The organism is Psychrobacter sp. CX5 (genome assembly GCF_057621535.2).
The window spans coordinates 2269621-2287042 of record NZ_CM177735.1 but is presented as its reverse complement, the minus strand read 5'-3'; the positions used below and the strand labels follow the sequence as shown (position 1 = coordinate 2287042).

Here is a 17422-nt window from a genome sequence, read left to right as displayed (position 1 = left end):
TCACCACTCAAGAATATTTTAACACTCAAGGTTCAAAATCAGCCTTTTAATGACGTTAAGATTTTTTCTTTAACCACATCAATATCTTGAGTCCCATCGAACTGATGATACTTAGGGGCATTAACATCTTCTTGAGCTTTTTGCTGATAAAAATCTACCAATGTAGAAGTCTGTTCATGATAAGTAGAAAGACGCTCTCGAATGGTCTCTTCTTTATCATCTTCACGCTGTATCAAAGGTTCACCCGTTACATCATCCACACCTTCTTGTTTAGGTGGATTGTATTTAAGGTGATACACACGTCCAGACCCTGGATGCTGACGACGGCCTGATAAGCGAGAAACGATTTCGTCGTCTGGCACACTAATTTCAACCACATGATCAATATCAACGCCCGCATCAACGAGCGCTTCAGCTTGAGGAATAGTGCGTGGAAAACCGTCAAATATACAGCCATTAACACAATCTGGCTTAGATATGCGTTCTTTTACCAGATTGATAATCAAATCATCTGATACTAAGCCACCTGCCTTCATGATGCTCTCTGCTTTTTTACCTAACTCAGAGCCTTCTTTAATAGCTGCACGAAGCATATCGCCGGTTGATATCTGTGGTATATCAAACTCTTTAGATATAAATTGCGCTTGGGTGCCTTTACCTGCCCCTGGAGGCCCTAGCAAAATAATACGCATCATAGTTATAATCCTCTTTAATTATGGAGATGAAAATAGTCATCCTTAAAAATATCAAAACTGCTTAAATAACTGCTTTAATAGGTATCACCCAAGACGTTTAATGGGGTTTTATTTAAGGGTCATATAATACTAGCAGTAATTATAAACGTTTCTATAAAAATTCTGTCTTATCATTATTAAGCTCAAATACCTTACATTGTGAGGTAAAAAAGCTCAAGTCATTTTAATGATAAATACCTCTATTACGCAAACCTATGAGTCAAAATAAAGGCTATTTTATTTAAATTATTTAATCAGGGTACCTGTTGGTTTATCTCAATAGCAACGTTTAAGGGACCTGATTTGTTATTGTTGGTGACGGCCTCTTTATAATTTAAAGCAACCTCATTAGAGCTCAAGTCGCCTGCCGTAGCAATCGCGTCCCCTGATTTACTAACCCTTGCTTTAATGACTAATGATGCACCCTCATTCATCGCTTTAGAAAGGGTATGCGTCGGCATCATGGCATCACTATCTGATAGCATGATAGTAATACCTTTAGGGGCGTTTGCAAGCTGAGTCGCTGATATACGTTTCACTGCCAATGGCGCTCCACCCGTTGCTTGTTGAATAGTAACAAATAAAGTGTCACTTGGGGTGATCAGCGGGATTAAGCTACTATTTAAGCTGACGGTGACCGCGACTTCTTTTATGGATTCTGGACTATCACTTATTGGTTGTTTGTTGGCACTCATACTCGCTTCTTGTTGCGCGGCTATATTTTTACTCAGTTCATCCAAGCTATTTAATGCAGCCGTATGATCGCCTTCTCGTGCAGATATTCCTTCACGTAGTTTATTGACCCATGCCTGTGCTTGATCATAATTACCAGAACGCGCCTCTCCCATCGCCATCAACATTTGAGCTCCTTGATGATTAGGATTCGCTTGAAGTACGCTTTGTAGCGCTTGATAGCTTGAGCCATCTAAAAAGCCACCACTGGTAAAAAACTTAGTTTGTGCATAGCTTACCGCGATTTCTTCGTTATCAGGCTCTAAACGATAGGCTCTAGATAACGCCTCAAGTGCTTGATCTTTGGCATCAAACGCCAAAAATATATCAGCCAACCGCATCCACCTCATTGCATCATGAGCATGATGATGTACGTTTGCTTGGATGGCACCCATTAATCCTACAGTGTCCTTAGTCGCCCATTCTGGTGGCGCATCGATTTTACCGGTCAGTAAATCATCAGCAACTTGCGATACCTCATCTTGTGTTTGCCAGAAGTTGACAACAGGACTTCTATCTCCGGATAAAAAATATCCCAAAATAATTAATACCGGCACACAAACTAATATGGTCAAACGTGCCTTCGTACTTCGTGTGAACTGTAACTCTCGTCTCGCTTTATTAAGCGCCGTCGCTTCACCCTCATAATTGCTGTGGCTATTTATATTACCTTTAATAGCATTGTCTTTAATGGCATTGTCTGTACTGTTGCTGACTTTGGCTGAGGAATAATCGCCCGTCAGAGTCTTTTCGTCGATCACTTGGTTTTTATCATCGCTTGCTAAAAGCAGCTGACGTTCTAATTCCGTTTTTTGAGCATTAAACTCAGTCTCACTAATTTGTCCTTTACGATAATCCTCACCAAGCTCATCAAGACGCTGTTTGAATATCTCAACATTAAGCGCAATTAGCTGACTGTTTTGAGCGGATTTATTCACTCGCAGCCATGGCATCAAAACAATGATTGCCAAAATGATTGCTAATAAAATTGCCAGCGCGATAAAAATCACTAACGTTGGCATGATTTGACTCCTTACAGGTTGAGATACACACGGAATAATAAGGTCGGTATGAACAATCTAGCTTCTAATTTAAATCAATAACTTAAATCAATAAATTAAGCCAGTTAATTAAGCCAATAAATTATTTAAGAATTCAGGGCAATATAATGAGCGACAAAAACAGTGACTAGTCGCACACTTTGGGCTTTTAGCTATATTTAATTGACTTAGCTATATTAAATTGACTGAGCTATGTTCATTTATCTGATTTATGTTTATCTAATAAATTTTTGAGTTTTGCCGCTTCTTCACTAGATAAGTTAGCCCCTACTTTATCAAGGTCTTCATTTATGTGATTATTAGTCTTAGGATCGGATGACACTGATTGATGATTATGTCTTATCTTATTTCTAGCGTTGGTCCGCCACAACCATCCCGCAACCAACATAAGCAAAATCAAGGGTGGGAAATACCATAAAATCCAAGTAGAGGGACGTACAGGCGGCTTATAGCTAATAAAGTCTCCATAACGCTCATACATATACTCACGTATTTGGGCATCTGTTTGCCCCGCCTTGACCATTTCATAGGTTTTACGTTTTAAGTCTTGTGCAATCTGAGAATCTGAACCCGCTAAGTTTTGATTTTGGCACTTTGGACAACGAAACTCTTCTATTAAACCTCTATATTGCGCTTCTTGTTGTGGGCTATCAAACTCATAGACCTCTATGGCAGCATTTGCCACAGGCGCCATTGAGGCGATAGAAAAAACCAGAGTTAGTATTCTTATCGTAATTTTAAAGAGTCTCAGCAATCGCTGTGAGCAAGTTAGAGAAGTCAGTCCATCTACATAATGTGCGTTCATTTGCATACCTCAGAAATCCTGTAAGTAGCTTCAGAGCTATTGAGTTTGGATTGTTGTACGCCTGATTGCTCGCTTAATTGAGTCAATAAAGACATACAAGGCTCAATTCTTGCTTGCCAATTTTCAGTATTCACCTCTCCGATAATATGCTGACGAATATTACCGTTAGAATCGACCACAAAGGTTTCAGGTGCACCGGTCAAACCTAAATCAATGGCGAAGCTACCACTAAAGTCTCGGAAACTAAATAAGAAAGGATCCCCACCATCCGCCAAATACTTGGCAGCATCTTCGACGTCATCTTTATAATTAACACCGACAATAGGCACACCTTGATCGTGCAGCGTCATTAAAAAGGGATGTTCAATAACACATGTCGGACACCACGAACCCCAAACGTTAATTAAATAAGGCGTATTTGGTAAATCTGCATTGGTTATATTTTTAGAGGGATCGGACAACAGTGGTAGCTCAAACTTTGGCACTGGCCTATTTAACGATTCATTAATGACCACTTCAGTAGGCTTGCCCAGTCTGGCAAAGAACATAATAATTAGCGCGGCAAACACAATGAGAGGAATTAAGAACCAAACCTTAAACTGTGATCGACGCATAATAGGATCTGACATCTTCTACTTCCTCCATAACCTTTTCGAATCAAAGGACAAGACCTTTCATACCCTTTTAAACTGCTTTAAGTCAAACAGTTAAAATCAAACAGTTAACTTAGCTATTTATAATTCAACCTATTTACCAGTCAATTATAGAGTTTAATGATAACCTAACAGGGCAACTGGCAGTACTTAAATTTAAGCGTATCGAACAAGTTGTTTATGGTTTATTTAATCGATAACGTCGATCAGATATGCTGACTAGTGCGCCCAATGCCATAATAATTGCACCAAGCCATAACCAAGCAATCATAGGCTTAACATAAATACGCACCGCCCACGCACCATTTGGCTCATTGTCATTAATCGGCTCACCTAATGCCACATATAGATCACGCATTAATCGAGTATTGATCCCAGCTTCCGTCATCGGCATACTGCTTACCACGTAATTGCGTTTTTGCGGGTAAAGGGTGGTCACATATTTATCATTTTTCTCGACCCTGATTTCAGCTTGTGTGGCATCATAGTTTTGTCCACGCACCTCATCGAATGTGACCAACGTAAAGTTGTAGTTGTTTATCTGTACTGTCTCGCCCGCTTTCATTGCAACATCTTTTTCAACACTTAATGAACTGGTTACTCCAATACCTAACGCTATAATTAAGATACCAATATGGGCAATATGCATCCCCCAGTAGTTTGGTTTAAGACGACTGACGCCTTGTAGCGTGCTCGGCGCATTACGCGTTTTATCTTTTATATCGTATCCTATCCAGCCCAACACCCAAAGGCACAATAAGCCAGTAATGATAATCTGCACATTTAGGCTATGTGTAATAAAATAAGTAAGAATCCCTGCTAATAGCGCACTGCTTACTACTATCGTTAGCGCAACGCCTAATAAGGGTCTTTTTTCTTGTTTCCATCTTATATTTGAGCCCATGCCCATGACCAAAAGCAGCAACCAAGATAAGGGGACAAACAAAGCGTTAAAATAAGGAGGCCCTACAGAGACTTGCCCTAAATTAAAGGAGTCGGCGATAATTGGGTAAAGTGTGCCCAGTAAAACCACTAACGTTGCCACTAAAATGACGATATTATTGATCACCAATAAAGTTTCGCGGGACTTCAAACCATACTGACTTTCAACCGTTAAGCGCCATCCTCGAATGGCAAACAGCAGTAAGCCTGACCCTATCACAATACCTAAAATAGCCAATATGGCTAAACCGCGAGTAGGATCTGCGGCAAATGAATGAACTGAGGTAATGACGCCAGAACGAACCAAAAAAGTACCGAGTAGGCTCAACGCAAAGGCAAAAATAGCCAGCATAATAGTCCATGCTTTAAACACCCCTCGTTTTTCAGTGACAGCTAACGAGTGAATGAGGGCGGTACAGGCTAGCCAAGGCATTAATGAGGCATTTTCTACTGGGTCCCAAAACCACCATCCGCCCCAGCCTAGCTCGTAATACGCCCACCATGACCCAAGCGCAATACCTAACGTTAAAAATGACCAAGCTGCCAGCGCCCAAGGACGAGACCAACGCGTCCAAACAGCATCTAGTCGACCGGCCCATAACGCTGCCATACAAAAAGCAAAAGGCACAGACATACCGACATACCCCATATAAAGCATAGGGGGGTGGAAGATTAGACCAGGATCTTGCAATAGTGGATTTAAATCAGCCCCATCGACAGCAATATTGGGTAGAGTACGGTCAAACGGTGATGAAGTAAAAATCAGCATCGCCAGCATCATAAACTGGATCGCCGCCATGATAACCAATACTCTGGCGCGCATATTTAGGGGTAGTCCACGACTGAACCATGCTACTGCCGCCGACCAAGCCGCTAAAATAGTCACCCACAGTAGCAATGATCCTTCATGCCCGCCCCATGTGGCAGAAAGCTTATAATACCAAGGCAATAGCGAGTTTGACTGCTGAGTGACATATACCAAGCTAAAATCATTGTAATAAAAGCCTGCCATTAATGACAAAAAAGACACCAGTACAGCAACCAGTTGCGCCCATGCTAAACTAGGCGCCAACCGCTGTAAATGCGTTTGATTTCGCATGATGCCAAATGTCGGCAGTACGACTTGCAATAAAGCCAATATCAATGATGCAACTAATGCAAAATAACCTAGCTCGGTGATTAACATATTCGTTCGCCCTAAAACTACGTCACTATTGTTTGTTTCTTCGTAATGGCGGTTATACAAAGCTATTGATGAATATAAACTGCCATTTACGAATGAAGCCACTCATGACTAGAGTGGCTTCAATGGTATCTATTACTTAAGAGGCATATTTTACCACTTTATCCACTAACTGGGTAAAAAACTAGTATTAAATGCAGCCAACCTGCCAAAAATCCCGTCACGCCTCCTAATATAATCAACGTCGTTTCATCTTCTCTGAACGCGGGACGGAGTAAGTTTTGAAACTCATGCGGAGTTAATGCTTTAATACGCTCACAGAATAGACCATATATTTTACTGGCTCGGCTCTCATTGAGCACAGGATCACGAATCGGAACCATGGTTGCGTCGATGGATTTATCGATAATGGTATTTTTAAGTTGACCAAATTCTCGTCTACCTAGCCCTACTCTTAGGGTTGTACTGACAATTGGCGACTCTAGTAGACCATATAAGTGTCGCTTCATGAGGTTTCGAGTTTCAGCAGCTTTATACCCATACATCATCTCATTCATAATATTTTCAAGCGTGACCAACTCTTTGACCACGATCCCTGCAAACACCTCGGAGACTTCAGGCTGGCGCTTCATAAAGCCGCCCTGCCAATTATAGTGACCAATATGAGGTATAACGGGTACGATAAATGGAAACGATTTTGTACGTTTAAATAGCTTTAAAAACTTGATGGGCACAGGTTCGACGGGATTAAACACCATCCATATGGCTATCCAGTTGGTCAAAAACCCCCATATTGCTGCAAAAAATGGAACCGTCCAATGCTGAGGTACCAACAAATAGATAAACATTTGTAGTATGCCAAATACAAAGCCTATTAAGGCGCTAATATGCCAAATGAAGTTGATTTCTTTTTGACCCACTTTTAAAAACATATTAACCATCAGGCGGCGGTCATTTTCCATCGTACGCACGATCATTTGACGCATATCGACTAAGTCTTCAACATTATGAGTCAGATCGACAACCAGTTCACGCATGATGGTGGGCAACTGCTCGTGACCATACGCATATATTCGTCGCTTTAGAGAATAAGGTAAATTGCTCCACAATGAGGCTGAACGCTCATTCATAATCTCGTCAATGAGTTGCTCTAAATTGACATCGACAGTATTGGTGATGAAGTCCGCCATCTCTTCAGGCTCCATTGCCTGAAAAAATTCATCTAAAGATCCAAGCTTTGACAAGGTTTGATCAACGATTACCCCTGAAATTTTACCTGCCTTTGCAGGCACAATGCCCTGCCAACCTATGCCTTGCCAACCATAAGGCAGGTTTGGAATTTTGATACCCCAAAACTTGATAGGGTAAAATAGCATCTTTAAAGCCATCCACACATGCGCCCATGTCACAAATGCGGTGACAAAAGGGATGGTCAGCATTGCTAAAAATTCTGGATGGGCGCTTAATATTTGCCAAATTGATGAGAACATGTCGGATATATCACTTATACTAAGGCTTGGGTAACCTATTTCCATGTTTGTTACACCATTCTCAACGCCTGCATTAAGGTTAAGGATGATGTGTTTATTGTCATTTTCGTGTGTTGGATTCTAACACACTCAATACAGATTTACTTAAAACCTGTATACACATCTTATAATTAGCTATTTCATCTACATTAAGCTTTTAGTTTGACAAGTAAGGATGCAACAATGCAAAGCTATCAATAATAGTTTGCGGATAATAACGTGATATTATCCGTTATTTCAATAGTCAGGATATCAATAACTAGGATGTCAATAGTTCGCTTCATATATTAAACGCTATTATTTAAGTCTGATGGTTTACTAAGCCAGTTTTTCAATATTCCAATTGGTTCATTAAGCCAATAGGTTCAATGATGACACTACCAGTGTGATATCTATGTCAAGATGTAGCGTTCATTGATGAGAAAATATTTCCTAAAGCCACAGCCAATTTGAAGCTATTTTAACTTGTTATGATATAATTCTTAAATTCGCTTGCTTAATCTTACGAGAGAAACTTTGACTACTTTAACGTTTATCAAGATAATCAAGATTATAAAAGTGTCATTTATGCGTTTATCGATATAACCCCGCCCTTTTTATTTCCTTCAAAGTATACTAATTTAATGAAACAACCCCTGTCGTCAGATATACGCCAAGAAAATCGGGTATTTATAAGCCGTATTTTATTTGCTGCCCTATTTATATTTATTGGGTTAGGTATTCTATTGGCTCGTTATTGGTATTTGCAGGTTTATTCGAATGATAAATATACCACTCAAGCAGAAAACAATAGGGTTAAGCTTATTTCTGATCCGCCGTCACGTGGCTATATTTATGATAGAAATGGTGTTTTATTAGCGGATAATAAGCCTGTATTTACAGCGATGCTGAGTCCTGATGAGGTAAAAGATCCAAAGCGCACTTTAACCTTGTTAGCGCCTATTTTCGACCTGACAGATGAAGATATTAACGATATTCTGGCACGTATAGATAAAAATAAAAACGACCCAGTGACAGTAAAAATCGACGTCAATGAGGAACAAATGGCGCAGTTTAGTGAGCGTCAACCCTTTTTTAGAGGGGTCAGTATTCAAAGCAAATTGACCCGTACCTACCCCTATGACGAGTTATTTGCACATGTCATTGGTTATGTCGGTCGCATTAATGATAAAGAATCTAAACAGATTGATAAAGAGCGATATGCAGGTACTGACCTTATTGGTAAAATTGGCATCGAGAAATATTATGAAGATCTGTTATTAGGTAAGCCCGGCTATCAAGCGGTTGAAACCAATGTGCATGGTGACATACTGCGTAAGCTTGAAAGCATTCCGCCTACGCCGGGCAATGATATTTACCTAAGTTTAGATTATGGCTTACAAAAAGTCGCTCAAGATCAATTAAACGGGCGTCGTGGTGCCATAGTTGCTATTGATCCTCAAAATGGTGATGTTCTCGCCTTTGTGAGTAACCCAAGCTTTGATCCCAATCCTTTTATTTCTGGAATTTCATTTAAGGATTATGCGGCGCTACGTGATGATCCTGATCAGCCGCTTTATAACCGTGCGCTGCAAGGTATGTATCCTCCAGCTTCTACCGTAAAACCCTTTGAAGGACTCGGTGCAATTCATTATGGGTTAATGAGGTGGGAGGATACGATATATGATCCTGGTTATTTCACCCTTCCAGGTGACAGTCACCGCTTTAGGGACTGGAAAAGAGGTGGGCATGGTACTGTTAATCTGACCAAATCAATCGTCATGTCGGTAGATACTTATTATTATAAACTGTCCTATCAAATGGGTATTGAACGCCTTCATGATTGGATGGTTCGTTTTGGTTTTGGTCAAAAGACGGGGATTGACTTACCGAGTGAGAAATCTGGGGTGATGCCGTCTCCAAAATGGAAGATGGATACCTATGGTAAAAAGTGGCTGCCGGGTGAGACCATTTCAGTGAGTATTGGTCAAGGTTATTTCCTAGCGACGCCTTTACAAGTTGCTAATGCCACCGCCATGACCTCAAACCTTGGCAAAAAGCTAACACCGCACATGCTCAAACGAACCGATGGTGCGGCTCAAGTTAACTTAATTGACAAGCCTACTGGTGAAATAGAGTTTAATGGCACATCTGCTGACTGGCTAAGAATGCGCAGTGCGATGGAGCAAACCGTTAAAAGTGGTACGGCGCGCCGCATTTATACGCCTAGATACCGTATGGGCGGAAAAACAGGAACTGCACAGGTAAAATCTATTGCTCAAGGTAAAAGCTATAATAAAAGCTTGCTCGATAAGCGTCATTGGGATCACGCGTGGTTTACCGGTTTTGCCCCGGTTGAAGACCCTCAAATTGCCATCGCTATCTTAGTTGAAAATGGGGGTGGCGGTAGTACTACAGCTGCCCCTATTGGCCGTGCTTTATTTGATTATTGGATGTTACAACGCCCTACCAATCCTATTTTGCCACCGACTGCTGAAGAGCTCGCTGAAATTAAATTAAAAAAAGCAGAAGAAAAAGCACGTTTGGACGCTGAACGTGATGCCCAAATGGAACAAGAAGCTCAACAATCAGAGCAGTCTACTCAAAATGAAGCGCCCAGTGATTAAACCTAGTGATTTAACCTAGTGATTAAACCCAATGATTAAATAAGCTTGTAATGTGGTCCAATAAACTAAGATCCTAATACAAACCAATTTATCAAAGTAGAGCCAAAAGGTAACCCAATGTGCGCCCAACGTCATCGACCTACTAATGCTAAACATGGCGCTAAAAAGACAAAACCCAAAGTAAATAAGAGCCCTAAGACAACCAAGTCTTCAAAAACGTCTCATAAAACATCCAATAAGGTTCGAATCATTGGCGGTCAGTTCAAACGCCAATGGGTTTCCTTTATTGATGCGGAAGGGTTACGTCCGAGTCCAGATAGATTAAGAGAAACCTTATTTAATTGGATACAATTTGAGTTATATGGTGCCAGGGTGTTAGACATCTGTGCTGGAAGTGGGGTATTGGGGTTTGAATCACTGTCTCGTGGTGCGGAGTTTGTAACGTTCATTGAGTTACAACCCAGCCAAGCTAAATTAATCTCTGAAACATCAAGAAATTTAAAGCTGCCCCTCGATCGCTTTGAAATCCATATTGGGGATGCCCTATATATACTGCCGAGCTTAACGTCAAAGTCAGACCGTCACTACAATTTAGTATTTATTGACCCCCCTTATGACCTTAACTTATGGGTACCTTTGATAAATCACCTGATTGAACAGGATTTGATCACGAGTGAGACTCTATATTATATAGAAGACAGACGAGAGCTCTCTCAAACCTTGCAAGGTCTCACTCATAGTTATACGTGCTTAAAGTCCACGAAAGTGGGGCAAATATTTGCGAGCCTTATTCAAGTCAATATTTAAAATAAAGACTAGAGTGAATGAATTGAGCTAAAGAGCTAAGGCATATTTAAACAATTTTAGGTCTGTTTGATTATGCATTTTCAAAGCAGAATTTAAGTGTTACTTTATTCTCACAGTCATACCCTTCATTACAAATATGGAAAATTTTAACAGACCTTAAATTAATTAAGAAATACTTTTGCATCTTTACATTATAAGGTTGCTTTTTTTCTGGCTTATGACTACAATGTGCGTCTGTTTTTTGAGAGCCCCGTTTCCCCTAACACTCTCAACGACAGTGAGGTAAAAGCCTCAATTGTTGGACTTTTATCTCACTCGATAACTTAAGGTTAAATCATGAAAACACAAAGTGCAAAGCCCGCTGAGGTCACTCACGACTGGTATATCGTCGATGCTGAAGGTAAAACTTTAGGACGTCTTGCCACTCAAATCGCTCATCGCCTACGCGGTAAGCATAAGCCTTCTTTTACGCCGCATGTCGATACTGGCGATTATATCGTTGTTATCAATGCAGACAAAATTACGGTGACTGGTAAGAAAGCTAAAGATAAAAAATACTATCGTCATAGTGGCTATCCTGGCGGCATTAAAGAGACTAACTTTACTAAGTTAATTGCTCATAAGCCTGAAGAAGTTCTTTTAAAAGCCGTTAAAGGCATGTTACCTAAAGGCCCTCTTGGTTATGCTACCATCAAGAAGTTGAAGCTATATGCTGGTACTGAGCATCCCCACGCCGCCCAGCAGCCTCAAGAACTAGACATTTAATCGCATAATCAGGAGTAACTTATGGAACGCAATTACGGAACTGGTCGTCGTAAAACGTCAACTGCCCGTGTCTTTTTATCTAAAGGTACTGGTAACATCGTTGTCAACGGCAAAACGCTAGATGAATATTTTGGTCGTGAAACTTCACGTATGGTTGTTCGCCAGCCACTAGAACTACTTGACGCCGCTGAAACTTATGATATCTACTGCACCGTAAAAGGTGGTGGTATCAATGGTCAAGCGGGTGCTATTCGCCACGGTATCACTCGTGCTTTAATTGAGTCTGATGAAACGTTAAAACCTGCCCTTAAAGAAGCCGGTTTCGTAACTCGTGACTCACGTCAAGTTGAGCGTAAGAAATTGGGTCTACGCAAAGCGCGTAAACGTCCACAATTCTCTAAGCGTTAATTTATATTTTAAGCAGAGTAAAAACCGCTTATTTGTATTAAAAACCCTTGTTGACTCAAGGGTTTTTTTATTTTTGCAGATGCGAATTTATTTTATTACTAAAATAGCTTAGAATAGACACAATTAGTAATATTAGGCAAAGCCAATGTAACCCAAACCAAATAATCATAATGTAAGTTGACATGATTCATTGAAGTCATTTGCATTTTTATTAAATTGGGTTTTACATACCAGTATGAAACGGCGTAGGTAACCTATATAGTAAGTAACTTATGCAAGCAAATACCCTGCAAATACATAGATACTTATCTTCATAATAAACCAACCAAGTTTCATGACTTTTATCTGGAGGAAGTTTTTAATGAGCCATGCCGAAGGCGTCAACATAAAACGCCGTAGAGTTCTGATCGCTTCTACTGCTGCCATAGGCGCAGTAGGGGTAGCTTCGGTGGCAACACCATTTGTACGCTCTTGGTACCCAAGTGCAAAAGCTGAAGCTGCAGGTGCTGCCGTCACTCAAGACATTAGTGCCATCGAAGATGGCCAAATGATTGTGGTTAAATACCGTGGTAAACCGATATTTGTGGTCAAACGTACGCAAGAGATGATCGCTAACTTAGAGAAAGTAGCTCCTCAACTAAGCGACCCACAATCAGAAGCATCTGTGCAACCTGAGTATGCTAAGAACCCAACCCGTTCTCGCGAACCTACTGTATTAGTGGTAGAGGGTGTCTGTACCCACTTGGGATGTGCCCCTAACTATCGTCCAGAAGTTGGTGCAGCTGATCTAGGTGGTGATAGTTGGTTTGGGGGATTTTTCTGCCCCTGCCATGGTTCAAAATATGATTTAGCGGGTCGAGTTTACAAAGGCGTTCCTGCACCGCTGAATTTACCGATACCTGAGTACAGCGTCGATGGTCCTATCTTAACTGTTGGGGAGGCTTAATCATGAGTTTTGGTAAAAAGATGATGAGTTGGGTTGATGCCCGCTTCCCAGCTACTGAGACGTATGAATATCATATGTCAAAGTACTACGCGCCAAAAAACTTTAACTTTTGGTATTTCTTTGGTGTTTTATCGATGATTGTGTTGGTCAACCAGCTTGTTACTGGTATCTGGCTAACCATGATGTTTAACCCTAGTGCTGAAGGCGCTTTCGCTTCTGTCGAATACATCATGCGTGATGTGAAAGGCGGCTGGTTAATTCGCTATATGCACTCTACTGGCGCTTCGGCATTCTTTGTGGTGGTTTACCTACATATGTTCCGTGGTATGCTCTATGGCTCATATAAGAAGCCTCGTGAGCTTATTTGGCTTATCGGTATGGGTATCTACCTATGCTTGATGGCTGAAGGCTTTTTTGGTTATCTATTACCATGGGGTAATATGTCATTTTGGGGTGCTCAGGTTATTCTAAACTTGCCTGCTGCTATTCCTGTTATTGGTGACGGTCTTGCCGAATGGGTACGTGGTGACTATCTAATTTCTGGTATCACATTAAACCGTTTCTTTGCGCTACATGTGGTTGCTATTCCATTGGTATTAGTAGGCTTAGTCTTTATTCACTTAGTTGCGCTTCACCATGTGGGTTCAAATAACCCAGATGGAATTGATATTAAGAAGCTTAAGGATAAAAACGGAGTGCCTCTAGATGGCGTACCATTCCACCCCTACTACACTGTACATGATATGGTCGGCATTGTTGTCTTCTTCATTATCTTCTTTGCAGTTGTCTTCTTCTTCCCAGAAGGCGGTGGTTTCTTCTTAGAGAAACCAAACTTTGAAGTCGCTAACTCATTGAAGACCCCACCCCATATTGCACCTGTTTGGTATTACACGCCTTTTTATGCCATTTTACGTGCAGTGCCTGATAAATTAGGTGGTGTCATTGCTATGGGTGGCGCTATTGCGGTATTGTTCTTATTGCCTTGGTTAGATCGTTCACCAGTGAAGTCGATCCGCTATAAGGGGATTTTATCTAAGATTGCATTGGCTATTTTCGTTGTCAGCTTCGTTGTCCTAGGTTATTTAGGGGTTACTCCTTCTACACCAACAGCGGTTATCTTAGGCCGTATCTTTACTGTATTGTACTTCTTATATTTCCTATTGATGCCTATCTATACATCGATTGAGACTTGTAAGCAACCACCTGAACGCGTTACTGGAGGTCACTAATGAGTGCTTTAACTAAATCATTGACCGGATTTGGCTTTGGTGTTGCTATGGCACTTGCAGCCACCACCTCAGCTCAAGCAGCGGGTGGACATGGTTGTGGTACATTTACTAATGCAGAAGGTGTGGAAGAGCATCTAGCCTGTAGTACTGCTCCTATTGACTTCGGTAATAAAGGGTCATTACAACGTGGCGCTACGATGTTTATGAACTACTGTGCCGGCTGTCATACCGCAAAGTATGTGCGTCACTCTCGTATTGCTCAGGACCTAGAGATACCACCTGAATTAGTTGAGAAATACTTATTGGTCACCTCTGATCAAATTGGTGATCATATCGATAATGGTATTGATCCTGAAATTCAGGCTTCATGGTTTGGGGCGCCACCACCTGATTTGTCTTTAGAGACTCGCTTGCGTGGTGATGACTGGGTATATACTTATTTATTAAGCTTCTATGAGGACCCTAGTCGTCCATGGGGTGCCAATAATTTAGTGCTTCAAAATGCGGCTATGCCTCATGTTTTATTAAACTTACAAAATGAGCTAGGTGAAGAAGAGTATCGTAGCCGTGTTGGTGATTTAGTCAACTTTATGGCTTGGATGGCAGATCCTGTGCGTGAAGACCGTCATCGCTATGGATTTTTCGTTATCCTTTTCTTATTAGTATTGTTGATACCCGTCTATTTACTCAATAAAGAGTTCTGGAAAGACGTTAAATAGCAGATGTTAAATAGTCTGATTATTTAACTATAATTCAGGCATATTAATCCTAAAGAAAAAGGACGATAGACAATTCTATCGTCCTTTTTTAATACCTTTTATATTTATTCCTATTCGAGTTATCTTTTTAGAGTTAGTATATTTTTAGGGTAAGTTTATGCCTCTAAAAACCCCCTTCTAAATTTGGCCTTAATTGTTTAAACTAAAGAGGTTATTCTTACCGCTTTTATATCCTGCATTTGACATTCAACTGTTGATTAAACTCTACAGTTTAGTTACGATGCTAGTCTATTTTTAGTACTTTGTAGTCTATGATTGATCCCAATGACATTCCAGATAGCCAACTGGTATTGTATGCCGATGACGGCTATGATAGCCATGTTGTCAGATTTCTATTGGCTGAAAAGCAAGTGAAGTACTATTTGTCTATACTGGATAGCGAACGGCCAGAGGATTTAAGGGAATTAAATCCATATAACACCCTGCCCGTATTGTTACATCGTGACTTTAGCTTATATGAACTCAATGTCATATTTGAATATCTAGAAGATAGATATCATGGACATAAACTGTTACCTGATACTCCTAGGCTAAAGGCTATTCAGCGTCAATTAGCGTGGCGTATTCAACAGGACTGGCTTAAGTTAGGCCGTATCCTTCTCACCCATAAAGACAGTATGAATCCTAGTCAAGCAACATTAGCGCGGCAAAAGCTATCAGATGCCTTGGTCACTTTATCACCAATATTTGGGCAGTCCTCATACTTTATGTCAGATGAGTTTGGGTGGTGCGATGTCTTACTTGGTTCGATGTTATATCGACTAGATGAGATGGGAATAGAATTACCGACACACCTATGTCGTCCTTTAATCGACTACCAAAAGCGGATATTCGAACGAGATAGTTTCATCAACTCAATCTCTTAAATCTACCCAAGGTTGATCTACTCATAGGCGCATTAAAATACATTTAAAATAACCCTGAGGTTAGCATGTCAGAAGACTTACAATTAACACCTACCCGTCCTTATATGATACGAGCATTTTATGAGTGGCTGGAAGACAATGCATTAACACCTTACTTACTCGTTGATGCCACACAAGATAATTTAATTATACCGACTGAGTACGTTCAAAACGGACAAATCGTATTAAATATCGCCAGTAGAGCCACGGGTAATATGAATATCGATAATAACTACATTAATTTTAATGCTCGCTTTAATGGGGTATCTCAAGAATTGTGGATACCGATGCAGGCTGTTTTGGCTATTTTTGCTAAAGAGAACCAAGCCGTTGTAATGCCCTTTGATCCTGCTGAATATGATAACTTCAGCCCAGAGGAAAACGCTTCCTCAAGCACTCCTTCTAAACCTGACTCTAATAACAAACCCAGACCCAAGCCAAAAAACAAAGCAGGCCTTAAGCTATTAAAGTAGGTCATTCTTTATACTAAAACATTTAGGTTATCTTAGTGTCTAGACTATCTGAATGACTAATCTAACTACATGATTGGTAAACTAATTGACTAGCTAACTAATTGACTGGCTAACTTAGCAAAGAGATACAAAACTGGGCATATGATTTAAAAAGGTCTCTACTAAGAGGCCTTAGAATTTGTAAAAATTAAGACCTTTTTTAAGCCTTTTATTATGACTCGATGACGATATGCCCAATTACTTTATTAGCCCTGATATTTTAATTTATCTATTTGATATGATAGGGATTATTGCCTGTGCAATTGCAGGTACCTTATTAGCCCAGCATAAAGGATTTGATATTGCAGGCTGTATTTTAGTCTCTTTAGTCAATGCTATTGGCGGCGGTACCATTCGAGATATTATGTTGGATCGGCATCCTCTATTTTGGATGATAGATTTTAACTACGTCATTGTTATTACGATAACCTCCCTGACTTTACAGATATTTTTTCACTTATATCATAAAATAGATACCGCTGTTAAATTATTTGATGCCATAGGATTGGCCGCCTTTAGTGTTATTGGACTAAAGGTGGCATTGTCACAAGGTGTTGCACCGGCTATTGCCGTATTGATGGCAGTATGTACTGCTATAGTAGGTGGCTTAGTGAGAGATATGATCTGTAATGAAATCCCCTTAGTGTTGCAAAAAGAAATTTATATTACTGCCAGCATCTTGGGGTCTTGTTTTTATTTGCTACTCGATGCTTTAGGCGTTCATACTGGAATGAATGACTTAATTACATTGGCCGTGATTTTCTTCATTCGTATATTGGCGCTCACTTTTGACTGGCACCTTCCCTCTATACGACTTGTGGATTAA

General features: G+C 40.4%; 16 protein-coding genes. 10 read left to right on the top strand and 6 right to left on the bottom strand.

Annotated elements, in window-relative coordinates; translation table 11 throughout:
- Positions 1–38 precede the first annotated feature (38 nt).
- From adk to AC21OG_RS08795, 6 genes are all read right to left on the bottom strand, one after another.
- The gene (gene adk / locus AC21OG_RS08820) at positions 39–692 is read right to left on the bottom strand and encodes an adenylate kinase (protein WP_487377941.1); all 654 of its coding nucleotides are present in this window, start codon (positions 690–692) and stop codon (positions 39–41) included.
- 296 nt (positions 693–988) lie between these two features.
- Complete coding sequence (ccmI, locus tag AC21OG_RS08815; protein WP_487377907.1) at positions 989–2488, bottom strand: c-type cytochrome biogenesis protein CcmI; 1500 nt, start codon at positions 2486–2488, stop codon at positions 989–991.
- A 235-nt stretch (positions 2489–2723) separates the two neighbouring features.
- A complete protein-coding gene (locus AC21OG_RS08810) occupies positions 2724–3221 on the bottom strand; it encodes a cytochrome c-type biogenesis protein (protein ID WP_487377942.1) in 498 nt (165 codons plus the stop codon).
- 107 nt (positions 3222–3328) lie between these two features.
- Positions 3329–3961 (bottom strand): DsbE family thiol:disulfide interchange protein, encoded by a 633-nt coding sequence (locus tag AC21OG_RS08805; protein ID WP_487377908.1) that lies wholly within the window; start codon positions 3959–3961, stop codon positions 3329–3331.
- A gap of 202 nt (positions 3962–4163) precedes the next feature.
- Positions 4164–6113: a heme lyase CcmF/NrfE family subunit gene (locus AC21OG_RS08800; protein WP_487377909.1), complete on the bottom strand. Its 1950-nt coding sequence runs from the start codon at positions 6111–6113 to the stop codon at positions 4164–4166.
- A 158-nt stretch (positions 6114–6271) separates the two neighbouring features.
- A complete protein-coding gene (locus tag AC21OG_RS08795) occupies positions 6272–7600 on the bottom strand; it encodes a DUF445 domain-containing protein (protein ID WP_486546777.1) in 1329 nt (442 codons plus the stop codon).
- 662 nt (positions 7601–8262) lie between these two features.
- Between AC21OG_RS08795 and mrdA the strand changes: the two genes are divergently transcribed.
- The 10 genes from mrdA (at position 8263) to AC21OG_RS08745 (ending at position 17422) form a co-directional block, all read left to right on the top strand.
- Complete coding sequence (mrdA, locus tag AC21OG_RS08790) at positions 8263–10245, top strand: penicillin-binding protein 2 (RefSeq protein ID WP_487377910.1); 1983 nt, start codon at positions 8263–8265, stop codon at positions 10243–10245.
- A 117-nt stretch (positions 10246–10362) separates the two neighbouring features.
- On the top strand, positions 10363–11052 hold the full coding sequence (rsmD, locus tag AC21OG_RS08785; protein WP_487377911.1) for a 16S rRNA (guanine(966)-N(2))-methyltransferase RsmD: 690 nt from the start codon (positions 10363–10365) through the stop codon (positions 11050–11052).
- Positions 11053–11388: 336 nt separating this feature from the next.
- Positions 11389–11817, top strand: coding sequence for a 50S ribosomal protein L13 (rplM, locus tag AC21OG_RS08780; protein WP_486546780.1), 429 nt, complete (start codon positions 11389–11391; stop codon positions 11815–11817).
- 21 nt (positions 11818–11838) lie between these two features.
- A complete protein-coding gene (gene rpsI / locus AC21OG_RS08775; RefSeq protein WP_486546781.1) occupies positions 11839–12225 on the top strand; it encodes a 30S ribosomal protein S9 in 387 nt (128 codons plus the stop codon).
- A gap of 361 nt (positions 12226–12586) precedes the next feature.
- The gene (gene petA, locus AC21OG_RS08770) at positions 12587–13171 is read left to right on the top strand and encodes a ubiquinol-cytochrome c reductase iron-sulfur subunit (protein WP_486546782.1); all 585 of its coding nucleotides are present in this window, start codon (positions 12587–12589) and stop codon (positions 13169–13171) included.
- 23 nt (positions 13172–13194) lie between these two features.
- Positions 13195–14400, top strand: a complete 1206-nt coding sequence (locus tag AC21OG_RS08765; RefSeq protein WP_486546835.1) for a cytochrome b — start codon at positions 13195–13197, stop codon at positions 14398–14400.
- Complete coding sequence (locus AC21OG_RS08760) at positions 14400–15119, top strand: cytochrome c1 (RefSeq protein WP_486546783.1); 720 nt, start codon at positions 14400–14402, stop codon at positions 15117–15119. Before AC21OG_RS08765 ends, AC21OG_RS08760 begins: the two co-directional genes overlap by 1 nt.
- Before the next feature lie 311 nt (positions 15120–15430).
- Positions 15431–16045: a glutathione S-transferase N-terminal domain-containing protein gene (locus AC21OG_RS08755; RefSeq protein ID WP_487377912.1), complete on the top strand. Its 615-nt coding sequence runs from the start codon at positions 15431–15433 to the stop codon at positions 16043–16045.
- A 65-nt stretch (positions 16046–16110) separates the two neighbouring features.
- The gene (locus tag AC21OG_RS08750) at positions 16111–16557 is read left to right on the top strand and encodes a ClpXP protease specificity-enhancing factor (protein WP_487377913.1); all 447 of its coding nucleotides are present in this window, start codon (positions 16111–16113) and stop codon (positions 16555–16557) included.
- A 229-nt stretch (positions 16558–16786) separates the two neighbouring features.
- Complete coding sequence (locus AC21OG_RS08745; RefSeq protein WP_487377914.1) at positions 16787–17422, top strand: trimeric intracellular cation channel family protein; 636 nt, start codon at positions 16787–16789, stop codon at positions 17420–17422.